The following is an 18,985-nucleotide window of genomic DNA, read 5'->3' as shown; positions in this document are numbered from 1 at the left end:
AGATCGCTCAATGGTAGAGCTTTATCAAAAAAGAAACTCACCTGATTGGTGAGTTTTGTTGGCATCATCAAGCAGGATTGTCAGTGGTAGCAGTCGATGCCCAAACGGAGTGCTCAAGAAAGCTATTACAAGCAGTATTAGCTTCTTTTTATGAGTATAGAAAAGATGCCTTTAGATTCAAGAAAACAGGAAGTAAGAAAGCTCTTTAAATGGGTTTTCATTACTATACCGAATCAACTTGAAGGTGCAGGCTTGAACACCTGAAAATTATCGTTAATTCGAGATGCTAAAGAGCCTACGATCTCTGGAAGACTCACAGAAAAATTGGTCTATTGCCGCCTTGAAATCCCGTTTAATTTTGAAGTAATCGTTATTCCTCGACTTCTCATTCATTACTTTCCATAGCCGCTCTATTGGGTTGAGGTTTGGGCTATAAGATGGAAGATAATGCAGTTCGATATTAAGGAGAAACGCCGCGTCTCTGACTAAGTCATTGCGGTGGTCCCCCGCACCATCTAAGATGATATGAAGCTTATGGGCTAACGGATAACTCCCTCTTAACTTACAGAAAAAGCAAGCTATCGTTTCACTGTTAATGCTTTCTTAATCGTGAACGATGGTGCCACCAACATCCAACAGGTTCAGTACGCCAATAATATTCAATCTGCTACGATTGCCCGTTGTTTCAATCACTTTATCCTGACCTGTACGTATCCAGCCATGAGATATTTTTGTTGATAAGGTTGGGTGAACAGCGTCGATAAAGACTATCGATTCATCCTTGCCACAATTTGCCTTTAGCGCTTCATAAGCCTCTATGAATGCTTGTTGTTTTGCTTCATCAAACTTGTGTGGAACGCCCTTCAGTTGCTTGTAACTTAAAGCCATTTGTTCATACCAGAGAACGTATAATCAAGTTCAAATGTCTCTTTAACATAGGCGACAATTGATGAGTGTGATAATAGGTTTTCTCAGCCAAATGCTCGATTAGGTGCATGGTTTGAGTAGTAGAAAGCTTACTTTGGCTTCCGCTATTCTCGGACTTGAGTTTTCTCATAAAGAACGTGGTCGCTGAGGTGTCGTACAACGGTCGATTCATGAATACGAAGAGCTTGAGCAATCATAGTCTGACTCTAACCTTCTGCGGTAAGCAATACTGCTTTAATACAGTCACGCACTCGACCATCACGAGTAGAATCGTGTATTTGTTCAAGTTGGTGTTTCTGTTGAAGAGTCAAAGTAATTTTCATTACGCTTAGCATGATCCTGATTTTATTAAAATTCAAGAATCTTCAATGCTCACGGGTATAACGATAGCCTAAATCGCTCTCAGGTTATATTTAAGGTGTTTTAGAACGCCTCGGTAAAGGTGAGATAAAAACCTTTGTCGTCATTGCTACCTATTCCCAAATCCACTCGCACATTCATTCGTGGTTGAATTTCATACCGATAGCCGACGCCGTAGCTATAGAGAAAGTTCGAGTACAGCTCATCCATTGAACTATCGACGGAACCTACTCCAGCCCAAAATGTCACACCGTGCTTAGTCATTTGGTCTTGACCATCTCTCAGGGTCCATCGATATTCCAATGTGTTTTCGATGGCAATGTTGTCGCGATAGCGACCTTGATAGATGCCTCGCATAGAGTCTTGCCCGCCCAAGGTCGGCATGTCATAAAATGGGACATCACCTTGACTCCATTGGAGCTTATTGAATAACGCTAACACTTTGCCTTTTGACAGGGCGTAGTAGTATCGATAATCCACAGACGCTTTTGAGTAGTCGTTGTCACTACCAAGGAATGAGTTGTAATCGACAAACTCAATTCCAAGGAAACTCCCTTGCCAGGCATTAACCGTTACATCGCGAGTATCGTATTGCACAGTAAAACCAGCACCGATTGAAAATGGCTTATCACGATAAGTTTGGAAGTTGTCATCGTTTAAGGCACTCGTGGGTAAATCATCATTGCTAGGATCGTAGTAGCGAACGCGAAGAACAGGACCTACGTACCAATGTTGATTGGTTCTAAACGTCAGATTGGCATCGTAGTTAACAAACTTGTAGTCCAACGACATGTTATCACTTGCATCCACAGCCTTACCCTTGTCATAGCCTGTTCCCCAGTAGTACTGGCTTTGATTGCCAAAGCTCAGACTACCTACATAACGAATATCGTTATTCTGGAAAAACAAATTCTGTTTCGAACGCAAACCAAAGCCGATACCAGACTCCATCTCGTTACCAATTGCCACGAGACTGACACTAGAACGTTGTAAGTTGTCACTGTCGCGGTCGGTGCTAAAAGAATAGAGCCCTCCTAACGCGAGCATAAGCCCTGTTTCCGGCATATAGCCTGGGCCTCCTAATATTGAAACCAGTGGTAGTCGATTGGTTTCTATAAATGCCTTTTTTTCTTTTTTTAGCCTTGCTTCTTCCCTCTCAAGCACAGCACAGTTGTTAACACAATCCTTCTGAATCTGTTGATTATCATCGATTTTTTTATCAAACTCAGCCAATTTAGCTTCTGCTTTCCGAGTATTTTCAACAAATACTGGTTTAGACTGAGAGACTACTGAATTTTGCTCACCTCGCCCTGTATTGGCGTAGCTCTGACTCAACGGCATCACAAATAAAAAGCAAGAGGCTGCAAAAAAAGAAAGCACCATCCTTAGTGCTTTTTGATTGGTTTTCTTCACTATTGGTGCTCTTCTACAGGCTTAGTGTTGGTATCCTCAGTAGATTCACCTGAGTGATCATCAGCCAGGAATGTATAAACCGTAGGGACGACAAATAAGGTAAACAGAGTACCTACTGTCATGCCCACAGTAATTACTAGACCGATAGAGAAGCGGCTTTGCGCGCCAGCACCTGCTGCTGTAAGTAGCGGTACGACACCAATGACCATTGCTGCTGTCGTCATCAATACAGGACGTAAACGTTCTGCTGCTGCTTTCTTCACTGCGGCAATCTTATCACCTGCGAATTCCGGCTGGATTTGGTTCGCAAACTCCACGATCAAAATACCGTGCTTACTGATCAGACCGATAAGCGTTACAAGGCCAACCTCAGTGTAGATATTGAGCGTATCGATACCCAAGTACAAAGGAATCATGGCTCCGAATATCGACAACGGAACACTGGTCAATACGATCAATGGGTCTTTGAAACTTTCAAACTGAGCCGCTAGCACCAAATAAATGATAATAAGCGCAAGAGCAAAGGTTGAAACCAGAGACGCTCCCTCTTGGACATACTGACGTAACTGACCAGATGAATCTGTTGCGTACGACGTTGGAAGAATTTGTTTTGCACCTTCCTGCATCACTTCATAAGCTTCACCAATACTAACGCCTGGCATCATCTTCGCTTCGATAGTCGCGCTGTTCAATTGCTGGAACTGATCCACGGCTGATGGCTGCACACTTTGCTTGATATCAATAAGCGCTGATAGCGGAACCATAGTGCCGTTATTTGAGCGCACGTAATATTGGTCGATATCATTCCAAGAACTACGGTCAAAGCGCTCTACTTGAGTGATTACCTGATAGCTACGCTCATCTAGAGCGAAATAGTTAATAAAACCTTCACTCACGTAACGAGTTAACACATTACCAATTTCTTGTGCGTTCACATTCATCAATGCTGCTTTGTCACGATTAATGGTAATTTCTACCTGAGGCTTATTGAACTCTAAGTCATTCTGAACATAGATAAACTTGCCGCTATTGACTGCATACTCTTTCATTTTTTCTGCGTACTGGTAGAGCTCTTCATAGCTTCCCGTCGGCGTTTTCAATACCATTTGGAACGGCAAACCTTGCGACGTACCAGGTAGATCTGGAGGTGAAATAGTAAACACCTGCAATCCTGGGAAATCGACTATGTCGTTCTGGAATCTTGTCATGATGTCTTTCACTGACGCTTCACGAGAATCCCAATCTTTAAGTACACCTAATCCGAAGAACTTATTGTCTTTTTGGTAACCATTTACCATCATCGACATTTCAGTTTCAGGATAACTGCTGATCGTTTTATCCAACGCTTGAGTGAAATTGCCAAGGTAGTCGGTATTAGCTTGCGATGGGCCTTGACCCATCATGATTACAACACCTTGGTCTTCTTGCGGAGCCAATTCACTCGCAGTGTGAGTAAACATAAATACCAATGACACCAAGAACGTAACGACAAGCGGCCAAACCAATAAACGGTTTTTCAGTACCGTTGCCAACAGGTTTTCATAACGATTAGTCACTCCAGAGATGATGCTATCGATCTTTTTAACCATCGCACCTTCAAGAATTTGCTTGTTCAGCATCTTAGAGGTCATCATTGGCGTCAACGTCAAAGCAATAAACCCTGAAATCAATACGGAGCCTGCAAGAGTAAATGCAAATTCAGTAAATAGTTTACCTGTTAACCCCCCCATAAAGCCGATTGGTGCATAAACTGCTGCCAGTGTTATTGTCATAGCAATAACAGGGCCAGCAATCTCACGTGCACTTTTGATAGCAGCCTCTACAGGACTAGCACCTTCTTCTAAGTGGCGGAAGGTATTTTCTACGACAACGATAGCGTCATCTACAACAAGCGAGATAGCCAGAACCATTGCTAATAAAGTCAATAGGTTGATACTGAAACCCAAAGACATCATTAGGAACATTGAACCAATCAGTGAAAGAGGAATCGTCACTAACGGGATAACCATGGCACGCATTGAGCCCAAGAACGCCAAGATAACAATAATGACAATAACCGCAGCTTCAACGAGAGTTTTGGTTACTTCCTCGATAGAGCTATCGATAAATTTCGTGGAGTCGTAAACGACCTCCGCTTTCATGCCGAGCGGCAAACTATCTTTAATCGCAGGAAGAACTTTATACAGACCTTCAACGACGGTGAGTGGGTTTGATGTAGAGGTATTGCTGATTGCTGTTGTGATCGAGCTAGTACCGTTAAACAATACGCGCGAGTCATAAGTGTTCGCACCAAGTTCTACCGTTGCCACGTCTTCTAGGTGAATTAATTGACCATTCGCAGCTTTAAGCACCATGTTCTTGAATTCATCAACGGATGATGCGTCGGTGTGTGCGTTGATATCAATCTCGATATAGTCCGCTTTCAATTTACCCGCAGCACTCACAGAGTTGCTGCCTTGGATTGCAGCCTGTACATCGGCAGCTGTTAGACCAAACGCCGCCATTTTGGTTGGGTTCAACCAAATACGCATTGCAAAGTCACTCTGTCCCAGTAGGTCGATCTTTGATACGCCGTCTACGGTAGAGAATGTTGGCTTAACCACGCGGCTCACATAGTCAGAAATCTGCTGTGTCGCCAAGCGGTCACTTGAAAACGAAACATAAAGGATTGGCGACTGTGATGTCGACTTCAAAATGCTCGGATCCTGCGTACCTGCTGGTAAGCGATATTTCACCTGTTGGACCAGTGACAAGATTTCGGTGAGTGCTTTATCAGTTGGATAATCCAGTTTCAGATTCACCGTGATCAAAGACTTACCTAAGCTACTTTCTGATGTCATGTAGTCAATTCCCTCTGCTTGCGCAATTTGCGCCTGCAGAGGCTGGGTTACATAACCCTGTACGCTAGTCGAACTTGCGCCTGGATAGGTCGTAGTAACAGTTATCACACCCGTTTCAATCTCAGGGTATTGACGAACCTGAAGCTCCGAAAAAGCTTTAAGACCCAGCACCAATAACACCAAGCTCAACACTGTTGCAAGAACAGGTCTCTTTATAAATATGTCGGTAAAATTCATAATTTTGCCTATTTATTACTTAAATGTTTTAGGAAACGGAGTTGAGTTATTGATCTTAACCACGGTTCCTTTCTTAAGTTGTTGTTGGTTAGAAGTCACGACGATTTCGCCTCGCTCTAAGCCCGACACAATGCCGACTAAGTCATCTTTGCGAGGGCCTATTTCGACTAATTTCTGCTCAACAACTTGCTGACCATTTTCGTTTTTCACGACAAAGACGCTGTCGCCATAAAGAGAGTAAGAGATAGCGACTTTTGGTACCGGAACAATCGCAACTTCACTGCCTAACGTTATTTTTGCGTTGATATACATACCGCTCAAAAGTTGGTTGCCATCGCCTTCCACTTCTGCACGAACACTGATGTTGTGTGACTGCTCATCTGATGACGGCTGAAGAGCAGAAACAACCGCAGAGAATGTTTTGTCTCCATAAGCGTCATTGGTAAAGGTCACCTTTTGTCCTAATGCAAGCTGTGGCTGAAAGTCTTCTGAAACTGAGATATCGATAAAGTTGTTGTTAATACTCTCTAACTCAACAATAAGGGCACCTGGATTGATATAATCACCAAGGTCGATAGTTCGGATACCCAACTTACCAGCGAACGGGGCTTTGATGCTCATGAAGTCAATTTGCGACTTAATGTAAGCAAGGTCTGCCGACTCTGCGTCATATTGAGCTTGTGCTTTATCGACCGAGTTTTTTGCTGTGCTTTTCGTTTTTAAAAGTTTCACCTGACGTTCAAGTTCGATCTTTGCCAATTTCTGCTTCGCAAGTTGGCTACGGTATTTTGCTTGTAGTAATGAGTCATCAAGCTGAACGATAACATCACCCTTATTTACCGTTTGACCGGAATTAAAGTTGATTGCTTTAACCTGACCGGAAATTTGACTGGTAACCTCTGTAGATTGCTTTGATGTAATTTTCCCTACTGCTTGAACATTTTGTGCCCAGCTATCTTTTTTAGAAGTAATAGCAGTCACCGAAACAGCAGGTGCTTTGTACTCGCTAATTTTTTTAGCGACCATATGATTTTTAAAACTATTAAATCCGAAAACAAATAGCAGTATTAATACTACTACAGCTAGGACTATTGATATTGCTTTCTTAGACATAACCTTCACTTAATAATGTTTAACGTTGAGAACACATTTAATCTACCGTGATAAGAAGAGAATTTAATAACTCTTGGATAATCAATGCATAATGTTCGATAAACAAAATATAAACATTAAAAATCAACATGTTAAGAAAACCAAGAAAGAATAAAATATAAAACAATGATGGTAATCTCATGTTTTACCAAAGGAGAAATATTAAAGTATCCCGGTACTTAATCAGGAGCAAAATCATGTCAGAGAAAATGCAACATACAAAACACACCACCTCAGAAAAGATGAAAAGAATCTATGGTGATGTGGAGCACAAACACAATAAAGACCACATGGAATTTGAAGATAAAGTTAAGACTCATCCTCACCAAAAACATGGTGGTAAAAATGAAGGCCATAAACATTTAGTTAATCATCATTCAGATGGTCATCATGATAAACATCACCATGATAAAAAGCACAGCCACAAAAATTCTTCTAGAACTCATCATAAAACAAGTTCTAAGTAAGAGAATTAATATAACCCTAGCGTAACAATCACGCTTATAAATAATATTTGGAATCAAAAATGAATCGTAATGACGAAAAACAGCTAGAAACGCTTAGCCCATTTGAAGTAAAAGATACACTGATGAAGCTTGCTGCTGAAAACAAAAATCACGCAATGATAAATGCTGGTCGTGGCAACCCAAACTGGGTGGCGACAGTGCCAAGAGACGCGTTTTTCCAGTTAGGTATGTTTGCTCTACTAGAATCTAAAGCAACCTACTCTCAATACCCTGGTTTTGGCGGTATGAGTGAGAAAGACAATATCTCAACGCGTTTTCTGTCATTCTGTGAAGACCATGAACAGAATGAAGGCGTTCGTTTTCTTCTAAATGCATTTAGCTTCTTAACAACTGAACACAAACTTGATGCGGATGAGCTCATCTATGAATTGGTAGAAGGCATTCTGGGTGACAACTACCCTGTACCTGATCGCATGCTTAAAAACTGCGAGTTCATTTCTCGTAAATACATTGAACAAGAGATGGGCAGCAAAGCTGGTTTACCAGACTCTCACTTTGATTTGTTTGCTGTCGAAGGCGGCACTGCAGCGATGGTATATATCTTCAACACATTGAAAACCAATCGTCTTCTAAATAAAGGCGATAACATTGCCATTGGTGCACCGGTGTTTACACCTTATCTAGAAATGCCAGAGCTTGAAGACTACAGCTTAAACAAAGTAGAGATCATGGCATCAGAAGATACACAATGGCAAATTCCAGATAGCGAACTAGAAAAGCTTCGTGACCCAAAAATCAAAGCCTTCTTCCTCGTTAACCCAAGTAACCCAGCTTCAGTGAAACTGAGCGATGAAACACTGCAGAAAATTGCAGATATCGCCAATGAGCGCCCAGAGCTGATCGTGCTGACTGATGATGTGTACGGTACGTTCACCGATAACTTCACCTCATTGGCAATGTTAGCACCCAAAAATACTATTCTGGTGTACTCATACTCGAAATACTTCGGTGCAACTGGTTGGCGTTTGGGCGTAATTGCCCTAAATGAAGACAACAATCTTGATAAGATGATTCAGGATCTACCAGAATCTACACGTCAAGAACTGACTCAACGCTATAGTGGTATCAGTCTTGATCCTGCAAATATCAAGTTCATCGACCGACTTGTTGCTGATAGCCGTGCAGTTGCTCTAAACCACACTGCTGGACTGTCTACTCCACAACAAATCCAAATGGCACTGTTTTCTCTGCTTGCTCTACTAGAAGGTGGTAAAGAATACCAAGATAACGCGAAACGCATCGTACGTGCTCGCTATCACACACTCATGGAAAAATCGCTGACTGAGCCAACCATCGCTGAAGACAATAGTAATGGCGCTTTCTATTACGTTGAGATTAATATCCAAGACCTAGCAACATCTGCGTACAGCAGTGATTTCTTTGCCTGGATGCAAGAAGGCTATGAACCGCTAGACTTCCTAGTTCGCCTAGCCGAAGAAAGTAGTATTGTGGTCATGCCTGGTGGTGGTTTTGATGCTCCAGAATGGTCACTACGTGTCTCTCTCGCTAACTTGCCACAGTCGGCTTATGCGACAATTTCAACAGCAATCAATGCCGTTTTAGAAAGCTACTATCAAACTTATTTGAACAATCGATAGTCAATTCTTAGCGCTGAAAGCCTCGTTACAAAAATGTATCGAGGCTTTTTTTGTATTTTCACTTATACTATCTAATACTTCTTTATTAGATACAGTAAGTTATGAATGGTCTATGAAAAATCCAAAAGTGCAATTTAAAATAGATGATTGGGTGTTTTATCCATACGAAGACAAGTTCGTTTTGCATGGCGAAGATATCGTCATTGATAACAGGCTATCCAAGCTTTTTCACTTCTTATGTGAAAATCCCGACATCGTGTTCTCAAGAGACGAACTTATTGACGAAGTGTGGAACGGGTCAATCCTAACAGACCAAGTTATCACTCAAGCGATCTTTGAGCTAAGGAAGATACTCAAACAGCAAGGCAACCATCCATATGGCTACATTGTCACAGTTCCCAAACGTGGATATAAGCTCGATGCGACTGTTGAAAAAAACATAGAAACACCTGCACCGGTCATCGAAACCACTAGTTCTGTCTCTGAAAAAAATGATGCTTTGCGAGACGAGTCAGCACCTGAAACAACCGATATCGTTCTCCCTGAAGCAGGAGTAAGCACGGAAGTCGAAGCCTCAGCGGCTGAGCCAGTACGTCAACGCCCCGCCATGCAAACTGCAACAAAGAAAACTGGTTTCAGGAAGCGCTGGATTGCAACCGCAGCATTACTCGTTATCGGCATAGGTGTGGGGGCAAGCTATCTGCACGTAAAGCAAAATGACCGAGCCACTGCAAAAGTCATCGAGCCCATTGCCACACCAAGTTACCTATCTCTTGAACCTCGTTATATTCACGTCATTCTTGAAGATGAGGTCCTACGCGATGATCTGAAAGTAGGGTTTACCAAAAAGCTGTTGGAACTGCTTAAAACCTATAAGGATTATCGTGTCATCTATGACGGTCCAGCATCTAAAGTAGCGGCGAATGAACTTAAATTTGCAGCATCCAAACGCGATAACCAAGACTACATTGAAATTGAATACGTGAATCGCATATCTGGCCATAAACATCTTGCTCGCAAATATCGTGTTACAGAAGACATGCTCAAGCCGTCTTTAAAAAAGTCGTTAGACGATTTGTTGGATTCATTTAATATCGAAATTGAAAAGTCACTAATCGCGGATTTGGTCGATGAACTTCCTAACGAAGCTGCATCAATTGAATCAGCTTTAACGTCTATTGGCGCGTCTTATCATGACTATACTCATACCAGAGCCATTGAGCTCATTGAAGAGGCCAAAAAACTGTCGCCGGACAACCCTTACGTTGTTGCTACCACCTATATTTTTAACGTGTCCAGAATGTACCTTGATCCTCCACAAAACATGTCACAATATCTAGAGCAGTTAAACACAGAGACTTTGTTGAAGTTTGAACAGTTTGCTAACGCCAATCAAACAACGCCAAGAGTCCTTGAAGCCAGTGCTATGATGGCGTTGACTAACGATGAACCGTTGCAAGCGAAGACCATACTGCAAACCATTCCTCATGAACGGCGCACTGTGTTTTTCTATATTTTAAATGCAAAAGCCTCAGAACTAACAGGCAATAGAGACGCAGCTGAAGAGTTCTATTACCACGCTGTCCTAGAGTCCTCAACTATTCAGGTTCTAAATCTATCTGAAGTGTTGTTCTTCAATAGCGACCTTTCCGATATCAAGAAAAAGGTAGAAACAAGCTTAAGCGGGAATGATGCGGTATAAGTCAAAAAGGGCAACGTGGTCAATACCACACTGCCCCTCTATTTACGGATTAGGAACACTGACTACCATCGATAGGTCAACATAGCCATTACGCTTTTTCGGCCTTCACCAATATTTGCCTCTGCAGATACACCATAGCTTCTTGCTAAATTCCAGTTAAAGCCAACAATACCTGACCAATCATTCGTATTGTACTGATCAATACTGTAGCTCAACCCTTGGATATCCAACGCATCTGTTTCACTAGTTGTCCCGGTGTTATGCATATACGAAACACCAATGTATGGGCTAAATAACCCCCAGTTTTCAATGTGATAAGACCGTCCTATGCGTGGGCTCACGGCAAGGGTTTGACTCGATGTTCGACCATTATCAGTTTGGGACCATGTATAACTGATTGGTAAAACACCAAAGTACTCTCCAAAACCAGCAACAAAATTCGTCGACACTCCATAGTTCCACCCCTTAAATTCTGGAGAAAAAGATAGAGAGGGTAGGTTGTTCAATGCATTCGATAACTTATCACCGCAGTAATTGAAGAGGTTACACGTAATGTTTGAGTTTGCTAGCTTGTCTGACAGCGAGCCAGGAAACACCGATCCCGGGATTTTCACATCAAGGTCAGTATTGCCATCAAAACGCCCTACATGGGCACCTACTTGCATGAATGGGAATAACCAAGCGGCTGCTCTTAGTTGCAATGTCGCTGTTTTGACATCAGGATTGCCAAAGTCGATTTGGTTTAAATCAACCACATCACCTAATGACACATTGCCTACATTAACATTCAGATTATTAAAGCCAATATTCTGTTCAGTATAAGTAGGAATAATCGACAATGAAAAAGGCAACGGTAAATCAAAGCCCAGGTCAATCGCATTCTGAGCGTAAAATGGAAGCGCATGTTGCCATTTCCTATCGAGCTTTTTCTGTTCTGTTAGCTCTTTAGTTGCTACAACATCGCCAGTTCGTGTTACATTTCTCGCTTCTCTTCGTGCCTGCTTAATATCCTCTCTCGATTGCAACCAAATATCTTCATTATTTGGCATTGTGCTATCCGCATAACTCGGTGAAGAAATAATGGTGAAAAGAAGTGTCGACAATACTGCCTTTTTCATTCTGATTACTCTTATAATGGTTAATATATCGTGACCATATGTTTTATTTAATACTCACAAATATATTGAAAACTGAGATTAGTTAAGAATCGTGTAACCACGATCTTTCATACAATTGCGCATAACGGTATCTTTCTCATTTTGGTAATTCGCTTCAGCTTGTTGTTTTTCAGCAAAACTACCTAATACACCTGTTACTAAACCAATTCCTGCGCCAATTCCTGCGCCTTCTGAACCAGAACCACCACCAATTGCGGCTGCACCAGCGCCTAAGGCAGCAGCACGTCCCATATGTTTAATCGTAGTGCGTCCTGTACCTTCAACATTTTGCTGTTGTACTTGGTAACTTAATTGCTGACATTGATACATATCTGCGCTGTATTTCTCTTGGTCAATACCTTTTGTATCGATGATCAGATTATCGGCAAATACTTGAGGAGAAATAATTAACCCGATAAGAAGAGTTAGCTTTAGATTTTTCATGTTAATTCCAACTTCTTGGTTGATTTACAACTACTCTAACTGAAAATTCCGGTTCAAAAATCAACGTAAAATAAAGGTTAAATAATAGCTTTTTAAACCTCATAAAAATCATAAACCAGCTAGATAAAACCTCATAAACAGGCGATAAAATCCCGATAAAAAACAAAGGCAACTCATTGTTTTGTAGGTTAAAAATAAATTATAGCAGAGTCTAATTTATCCATAATTACAAGTGGTAACTCATGACATAAACTTCTCTAAAATTCTAATTCAACAAATACATCGGAGAAGAAATGTCAGCTTCATCATATTTCACCAATGCAGAGTCTAAAGATAGTCTCTCGCACTATTTAGGCTCAATTAGCAGGTATCCATTACTTAGTGAAGAAAAAGAAAGGGCACTAGCTAATAAAGTATTTACAGAAAATTGCTCACAATCGTTAAATGAGCTGATACTGCCTCATTTAAGATATGTTGCTTACATTGCCAAAAATTTCGTTGGCTACGGTATGTCTACTTTAGACATTATTCAAGCTGGCAATGTTGGACTAATAAAAGCAATAAAGAAGTTCAACCCTGCTCGAGGAGTTCGATTAGTTTCTTTCGCTATTCACTGGATAAAGTCAGAAATTAACGAATACATAATCAAGAATTGGAGCATGGTAAAAGTTGCAACAACGAAAGAACAGAGAAAATTATTTTTTAACTTGAGAAAGCACAAAAATGATTCTGGCTGGGTAAGTGAAGAACAAGCGAAAGATATTGCGAAGAATCTAAAAGTACGAGTGAGGGATGTATTTGTAATGGATGGACGACTATCTAATAAAGATAAACAGTTAGAAAGTCATAATTATGATGAAGAATTTCACTGCCCATATACTGAAGACAATTATTTTCGCGAGCATCGCGATGATTTCGCAGACAATCATGAAGAAGAAAATTGGAGTAACCACCTATCTTCTGAGCTAAAGATTGCAATACAAAAGTTAGATGAGCGCAGCAAAGATATTATTATTCATCGATGGCTAACCAACGAAAAAGCCACACTCTCAGAGTTAGCAGACAAGCACCAACTATCCGCTGAGCGAATTCGTCAAATTGAAGTCGCTACGTTAGCAAAGCTAAAGAACCTAATGGGTCACATACCGATGGCTAACGCAGCCTAACACTGTCATTACAACAATATTAACTACCTTTACGGCATTAGAATGAAAAACACATTTAAAATTACACCGCTTATTTTATTAGCCATAGCTAGCTCGGTAAAAGCGGATACTTTGACTGAAATCTACGACTTAGCTAAGCAAAACGATCCTCAGTTACTTAAAGCTTCTGCACAAAGAGACTCTGCCTTTGAAGCCATTAACTCTACTCGAAGTGCACTACTACCTCAGATCGACCTAACAGCAGGCTACGCGTATCAAAATAGCGATCGTCACACAACCGACGGAAGCACCACGGATCTGAGCTTAGGATTGTCCCAATCCATTTATGATCGCAGCAGCTGGATAGCCCTCACTATCTCGGAGAAAAGTGCCCGTGAAGCCGATGCACGCTATGCGTCTACACAGCAACAAGCCATCTATAACGTCGCCGAGGCGTATTTTAATGTATTGCGTGCCGAAGATGACCTGCGGTTTATTCAAGCCGAGAAACAGGCCGTGGTAAAGCAACTAATGCAAACCGAACAGCGTTTTGATGTTGGTATTGCTCCAATCACCGATGTACAAGATGCACGAGCGCAATATGACAGTGTTCTAGCTCAGGAAATCCAAGCCAAAAACAATGTCGAGAACGAATATGAAGAGTTGCGAGCCATTACAGGACAACAAGCGAGTAATTTGGCTGTGTTAGATACTGCTCGATTCTCTACTTCGTTACCAAGTAAAAACGCTGATCAACTCGTCGCACAGGCGACAAATGAGAACTTAGATCTTTTGGCAAATCGCATTCAAAAAGATGTTGCCAAGGAACAGATCTCTCTCGCTCAATCTGGCCATCTACCGACTATTTCACTGACATCGAACTATAGCTATACAAAAAACTATAACGAACCTAATGACCCAGTGACGGGTGCACAAATGGATGACGATGAAAACCTATTTAACCTAGGAATTTCGATCGATTTACCAGTGTACTCTGGTGGACGCATCACATCTGAAGCCAAGCAGGCTGAATATCAATTTGTTTCTGCGAGCCAAGATTTGGAATCGACGTTCAGAGAAGTACAGAAAGATGTTCGAGCCATTAATAATAATATTCGTTCTTCCATCGGTTCTATCCAAGCCTATAAACAGTCAGTTATCTCCGCGGAATCAGCTCTTACCGCCACTCAAGAAGGCTTTAATGTTGGCACCCGCACTATCGTCGATGTTCTAGAGAGCACTCAGAACGTCTATCAAGCAAATAAGAACCTGTCTGACGCACGCTACCAATACATTTTATCGCAAGTGCAGCTCAAGCAAGCGATAGGAACTTTGAGCGAGCAAGATATCGTAGACATCAATGCTGGACTAAAGAAGGTCAACTAAAGCAGTTCCTTCATCAATTACGCCCATCCATTGACTGGCATGGGCATGTTTTCTACAAGGAACATGAACAAAACTTCGGATTAACAATGAAAATAACAAGTAAAAACGTGCAGCTCCAACCTAAAACGACATCACTTATTGCAGATAAATATCAACTCTTAGTGGACCGTAATTTAGACCTACTCTTTAGTCGTTGTGAGGTCGTCTTTCATAATGGTTTTGGCGATTATGAGGTGTCGTTAAAGGTGCACTTAGAAACACAATCTTTCTATGTCCTTCGCACTGATTTGCTACTCGATAATGCTATTGAAGACGCTTTTCTGTCGCTATATTACAAAATCGAAAAATATGAAAACAAGTTAGCCGCTAAACAGTTTTTTCGTTCTAAACTTCAGAAAATTCTACGATTTTTTATTAGCGGCAAGGCGAGGCGTTCAGCAAAAATTACTTGCTAACGTTGGGTTGGATTATGCAATAAAGATGGATGTAAATGAGCTGGGTGGTTTATGGATAGGAAGAGTCGGCATTATTGGATTGATGTTTCCGATAGCCTCGCATCCTGCGAGGCCGATGATCGACTTAGCTGCCAATTAAGTTGAATAAACTCGCATCATATGCCGCTAACATCTTTTCAAACAGTCCAATCGGGACTGCGTAGTAGACTAACGTATTCTTGGACAATACAGCAATTGCATTACCATCACATTCATTCAATACTTCAGTGGGCTCACTGTTCATTCTTTTAGTACACGTGCAGTAATCACCTAAGATTATATGTTCATCAACGCCCACTTCGCTCGACATATCTTTACCTCTTTACATTGTATTTAGAGCAATTGTTCTAATAATTTTCTCAATACATTTAACTTCATGATAGTTAGTGTTTTTCCACAAATGACTGCCATTTTGAGAACTCAACCAAACCAACGCCGAATGATGTCTCCATAAGCATAAGACAGATGACATGCTGCTTTTCCATATAGCTGAAGTCGACAGAAGCGAGAACAGGCGTTGATCAGTGGCTCACCGCATTTTTATCAATGAGGTAAAACATGCGGCAAATTAAACCTAAGAAACGAGCAACACATCTAAACCTGCTACGCTTCGCATGCTTCTTTCTAACGTTCCTTCCATATTGACCACACTATGATGCTTGCCCAGTATAATCAGATCAGCGTCCACAATTTCGATTACAGCATGCATCTCCCGGCTAACATCACCGTTTTTTATGTAGATATTTTCCTTCGAGATCGGGTAGGCACTCACAATAAATTCCAGCTCCTTTATGTCGTGTTTTTGCTCAAGTTCAGCAACAAACTCTCTATAAATATCTCCCCAGTATGCTAAAGAATATGGGTTGTATTCCACATTTGGGTGAACGTAAACCAGACTGATTGTCGCTCCTAAGCTAAATGCTAGGTCAGTGGCATTTTTGATGAGCTCAGCGTCACTATGCTCGAAGTCTATCGCTAAAAGTATATTTTTGTATTTCATATTACCTCAAGAATTTTCAATCTATTGATTGGTGAATTTTTAATCCAAACATTCTTTAAGTTAATACGAGGAAGAATCTAATAAATAAGATTGCGATAATATCCCGATAGTATTTCCACTGGAAAGAACTGTTTTTTTAATAAAACCTAAAAAACCAAAACAAAAGCTAAACGCCCATCAACAAGACCACATAACCAACTGTTTTAAAATGAATATTTTTAATTTATACAGTATTTACCTACTAATGATTTAGAGGTGAGCGGTTTGTTTTAATATTTTGCCTCACCTAAAAACACTAATACTCACGTATCTATTTTAATGGGAAATATAAATGCAAATCACATCTATGCACGTTGATATCACTCCATCTATGAAAACACTTATCGAAGAGAAGTTTGCTCATATTCAAGGGCACTTTCATTCTATCGATCAAGAAAAATGCCATATTATCTATCATGAGAGTTATCGTCTGTTCGAAGTTGAGCTTACTGTACATCTCGATCATGAACAGTTCTTCACCAAAAAGTCTAACGCGACATTCGCAATTGCTCTGCAAGAAGCGACCCAAGCAGTTTTACACTCATTAGAAAAACACAAGACTAAGCTGTCTGCTAAACATCAGAACCATCACCACAACGAACCAATGTAACGGTCTGCCAATGATAGAAAAATACCAAACATATCATTGCAACCTGTGTGGCAATGAAGTCGAAGTGACATGTGTTGGCGGTGGTCAATTGACGTGTTGCCAGCAGTCAATGCAAGTGAAAGAGATGGATAGCGTCTCTATCTATCTTAAGAAAGCCTTTGAAGGCGAGGCAGTGGCGTTTACGAAGTATAACTTATACTCGAAGCTCGCGCGAAAGTCAGGCTATCACCATATCGCTGATCAGCTTGCACATATTGCCGCCAATGAACTGGTACACGCCAAACTTCATTTCAAACATATAGAACAACGCACGTTAGGAGCTCGCTTAACCGATATTGCCGCTGCGTTAAAAGACAGCATCGATGGCGAAAGTTTTGAATCTGTCGCGTTTTATCCTGAGTTGTCTGAACTCTGCAACTCGCACGGTGATTCAGTAGTCGCGGATCACTTTCTTAATATAGGGGCGATTGAGAAAACGCATGATGAGCGTTTATCTAATTTACTCTATCGACTTGAGTCAGGTTTTGAATTCGAGAGCCTAATACCAACTGAATGGATTTGTGAAAAGTGTGGTCACACACACATCAGCCCCAAGGCATTCGATGAGTGTCCCGTTTGTCACCATGATAAAACTTATCAAAGACGAATGGCGGAAACTAGCCACCGGATTGCGATTTTATAGCCAGGAGTAATTTTGAGTAAACGTATAAAAAAACTCGTTTTTGAGGGAGTCGTAGGCTTGTTTTCTCTGGTTACGATTTTGGCTTATGCCGCAAACGCTCAGCCAGAAAACACTGGTGAAGTGACACTTTCACAGCCAATTGCTACAGCTAGTTTTGAGTCTACTATGACGTGTTCAGAGTTCCTCGAATTAGACTACGACCTGATGCCTGTAACGTTAGGTTACCTAGTTGCATGGAATCATAAATCCAATAGTGAAGTGCAAGTGTTCGATATCACTCAATTAGATGCTATTGAAATTGATGAAATCGTCGACCAATGCCACAAAGCTCCTGCTGCACGAGTACACAAAGTTGTCGCAAAGCAGCTCGCTGATGCTAAATCGGAACAAATCGAAAAATTACTATAGGTATCAATGATGAATAATTCTAACGTTGTCGCAATTGCGCACACACATCTGGATGCAAAACATATTGTAACCACCTTAGTCGACCAGGGATTTCCTATAGAGTGCATATCTATCATTGGGAAGGGCTATGAAACGGAAGAGCACGCTACCGGTTTCTACAACACAGGCGACCGCGTCAAAAACTGGGGGAAAACAGGTGCCTTCTGGGGCGGGATTTGGGGCGCACTTGTGGGCTCTGGCTTATTTTGGTTACCGGGTATCGGGGCGGTTGTTGCCGCTGGCCCCATTGTGGCTGCTGTTGCAGGTGCTGTTGAAGGCGCTGCAATAACAGGTGGAGTAACAGCCATCGGTGGAGCATTAGCCAGTATTGGTATTCCAAAAGACACCATTGTCAAATATGAAACCGCCATCAAAACTGACAAGTACTTAGTCGTATTCGATGGTGAAAGTGAACAACTAAAAAAAGCACGCAACTTTGTCCAAAACCACAAAGGCAGCACACTTTAATCCAATCGGCACATGGATGTGCACTTCCTATATATTAGCTATAGTCCTTTGATATGTTTCATTTTATTTTTTTGTTATTTAAATTATAAATGACTTACCGCCATTTGATGCCTTTGCTCTATGACAAAGTTACACTCTCTCCCGTACTGAAACGGGTTGAGAACCATCATTAGGTAGCCGTGATTTCTACTTAATGATGGTTTGACACCTTTCTAATTTAAGTCACAATTTTACTCCAACCATACCCACTGCATTATCAACTACTAGCCTTTTCTGATGTTAGTGCTATCATCGCTAACGATGACACCTAACCAAACACTATCTGGAGGAATTTGATGATTGTAATGCGTACCCACT

At 41.2% G+C, this 18,985-nt stretch carries 17 protein-coding genes and 1 pseudogene; 10 read left to right on the top strand and 8 right to left on the bottom strand.

From position 1 onward, the window contains the following. Window positions 1-233: 233 nt before the first annotated feature. The 4 genes and pseudogenes from L2W36_RS25995 to L2W36_RS25980 all read right to left on the bottom strand — a co-directional run bounded on the left by L2W36_RS25995 (window position 234) and on the right by L2W36_RS25980 (window position 6,890). A pseudogene (locus L2W36_RS25995) lies at window positions 234-1,250 on the bottom strand (IS630 family transposase). Window positions 1,251-1,350: 100 nt separating this feature from the next. After that, window positions 1,351-2,700 carry a BamA/TamA family outer membrane protein gene (locus L2W36_RS25990; RefSeq protein ID WP_236111965.1) on the bottom strand — a complete coding sequence of 450 codons (1,350 nt, stop codon included), beginning with the start codon at window positions 2,698-2,700 and terminating at the stop codon, window positions 1,351-1,353. After that, on the bottom strand, window positions 2,700-5,777 hold the full coding sequence (locus L2W36_RS25985) for an efflux RND transporter permease subunit (protein WP_236111964.1): 3,078 nt from the start codon (window positions 5,775-5,777) through the stop codon (window positions 2,700-2,702). The genes L2W36_RS25990 and L2W36_RS25985 overlap by 1 nt, the downstream gene beginning before the upstream one ends. 15 nt (window positions 5,778-5,792) lie before the next feature. Continuing rightward, window positions 5,793-6,890: an efflux RND transporter periplasmic adaptor subunit gene (locus L2W36_RS25980; protein WP_236111963.1), complete on the bottom strand. Its 1,098-nt coding sequence runs from the start codon at window positions 6,888-6,890 to the stop codon at window positions 5,793-5,795. Between the two features lie 236 nt (window positions 6,891-7,126). Here L2W36_RS25980 and L2W36_RS25975 point away from each other — a divergent pair, with 236 nt between their 5' ends. From L2W36_RS25975 to L2W36_RS25965, 3 genes are all read left to right on the top strand, one after another. Beyond that, window positions 7,127-7,396, top strand: a complete 270-nt coding sequence (locus L2W36_RS25975) for a hypothetical protein (protein WP_236111962.1) — start codon at window positions 7,127-7,129, stop codon at window positions 7,394-7,396. A gap of 59 nt (window positions 7,397-7,455) precedes the next feature. Next, complete coding sequence (locus tag L2W36_RS25970; protein WP_236111961.1) at window positions 7,456-9,054, top strand: bifunctional aspartate transaminase/aspartate 4-decarboxylase; 1,599 nt, start codon at window positions 7,456-7,458, stop codon at window positions 9,052-9,054. A gap of 112 nt (window positions 9,055-9,166) precedes the next feature. Next, window positions 9,167-10,756 (top strand): winged helix-turn-helix domain-containing protein, encoded by a 1,590-nt coding sequence (locus tag L2W36_RS25965; protein WP_236111960.1) that lies wholly within the window; start codon window positions 9,167-9,169, stop codon window positions 10,754-10,756. A 62-nt stretch (window positions 10,757-10,818) separates the two neighbouring features. Here L2W36_RS25965 and L2W36_RS25960 read toward each other — a convergent pair whose 3' ends face one another. Next, a complete protein-coding gene (locus tag L2W36_RS25960; RefSeq protein ID WP_236111959.1) occupies window positions 10,819-11,874 on the bottom strand; it encodes a hypothetical protein in 1,056 nt (351 codons plus the stop codon). Between the two features lie 78 nt (window positions 11,875-11,952). After that, window positions 11,953-12,357, bottom strand: a complete 405-nt coding sequence (locus tag L2W36_RS25955; RefSeq protein ID WP_236111958.1) for a glycine zipper family protein — start codon at window positions 12,355-12,357, stop codon at window positions 11,953-11,955. Window positions 12,358-12,650: 293 nt separating this feature from the next. On the opposite strand from L2W36_RS25955, the gene L2W36_RS25950 reads away from it, so the two are divergent. From L2W36_RS25950 to L2W36_RS25940, 3 genes are all read left to right on the top strand, one after another. Further along, entirely contained in the window at window positions 12,651-13,523 is an 873-nt protein-coding gene (locus L2W36_RS25950; RefSeq protein ID WP_236111957.1) for an RNA polymerase factor sigma-32, read from the top strand. 42 nt (window positions 13,524-13,565) lie between these two features. Beyond that, window positions 13,566-14,888 (top strand): outer membrane channel protein TolC, encoded by a 1,323-nt coding sequence (gene tolC, locus L2W36_RS25945; RefSeq protein ID WP_236111956.1) that lies wholly within the window; start codon window positions 13,566-13,568, stop codon window positions 14,886-14,888. An 86-nt stretch (window positions 14,889-14,974) separates the two neighbouring features. After that, a complete protein-coding gene (locus L2W36_RS25940) occupies window positions 14,975-15,343 on the top strand; it encodes a hypothetical protein (RefSeq protein WP_236111955.1) in 369 nt (122 codons plus the stop codon). Between the two features lie 124 nt (window positions 15,344-15,467). On the opposite strand, the gene L2W36_RS25935 is transcribed toward L2W36_RS25940, so the two are convergent. Both L2W36_RS25935 and L2W36_RS25930 read right to left on the bottom strand, forming a co-directional pair. Next, the gene (locus L2W36_RS25935; protein ID WP_006070232.1) at window positions 15,468-15,692 is read right to left on the bottom strand and encodes a hypothetical protein; all 225 of its coding nucleotides are present in this window, start codon (window positions 15,690-15,692) and stop codon (window positions 15,468-15,470) included. A gap of 264 nt (window positions 15,693-15,956) precedes the next feature. Then, window positions 15,957-16,382: a universal stress protein gene (locus L2W36_RS25930; RefSeq protein WP_236111954.1), complete on the bottom strand. Its 426-nt coding sequence runs from the start codon at window positions 16,380-16,382 to the stop codon at window positions 15,957-15,959. A gap of 331 nt (window positions 16,383-16,713) precedes the next feature. Between L2W36_RS25930 and L2W36_RS25925 the strand changes: the two genes are divergently transcribed. From L2W36_RS25925 to L2W36_RS25910, 4 genes are read left to right on the top strand one after another with little or no spacing between them, the layout of a single operon-like run. Further along, window positions 16,714-17,031 carry an HPF/RaiA family ribosome-associated protein gene (locus tag L2W36_RS25925; protein WP_038230859.1) on the top strand — a complete coding sequence of 106 codons (318 nt, stop codon included), beginning with the start codon at window positions 16,714-16,716 and terminating at the stop codon, window positions 17,029-17,031. A gap of 10 nt (window positions 17,032-17,041) precedes the next feature. Continuing rightward, a complete protein-coding gene (locus L2W36_RS25920) occupies window positions 17,042-17,713 on the top strand; it encodes a ferritin family protein (RefSeq protein ID WP_006070235.1) in 672 nt (223 codons plus the stop codon). A 12-nt stretch (window positions 17,714-17,725) separates the two neighbouring features. After that, entirely contained in the window at window positions 17,726-18,121 is a 396-nt protein-coding gene (locus L2W36_RS25915) for an HdeA/HdeB family chaperone (RefSeq protein ID WP_038221944.1), read from the top strand. A 9-nt stretch (window positions 18,122-18,130) separates the two neighbouring features. Beyond that, entirely contained in the window at window positions 18,131-18,628 is a 498-nt protein-coding gene (locus L2W36_RS25910; RefSeq protein WP_038230861.1) for a DUF1269 domain-containing protein, read from the top strand. Window positions 18,629-18,985: the final 357 nt, after the last annotated feature.

It is taken from the genome of Vibrio sp. McD22-P3 (assembly GCF_021568915.1).
GTDB lineage: Bacteria > Pseudomonadota > Gammaproteobacteria > Enterobacterales > Vibrionaceae > Vibrio > Vibrio mediterranei.
Note: the sequence above shows the minus strand (reverse complement) of the source record. Positions and strands in the feature narration are given on the sequence as shown.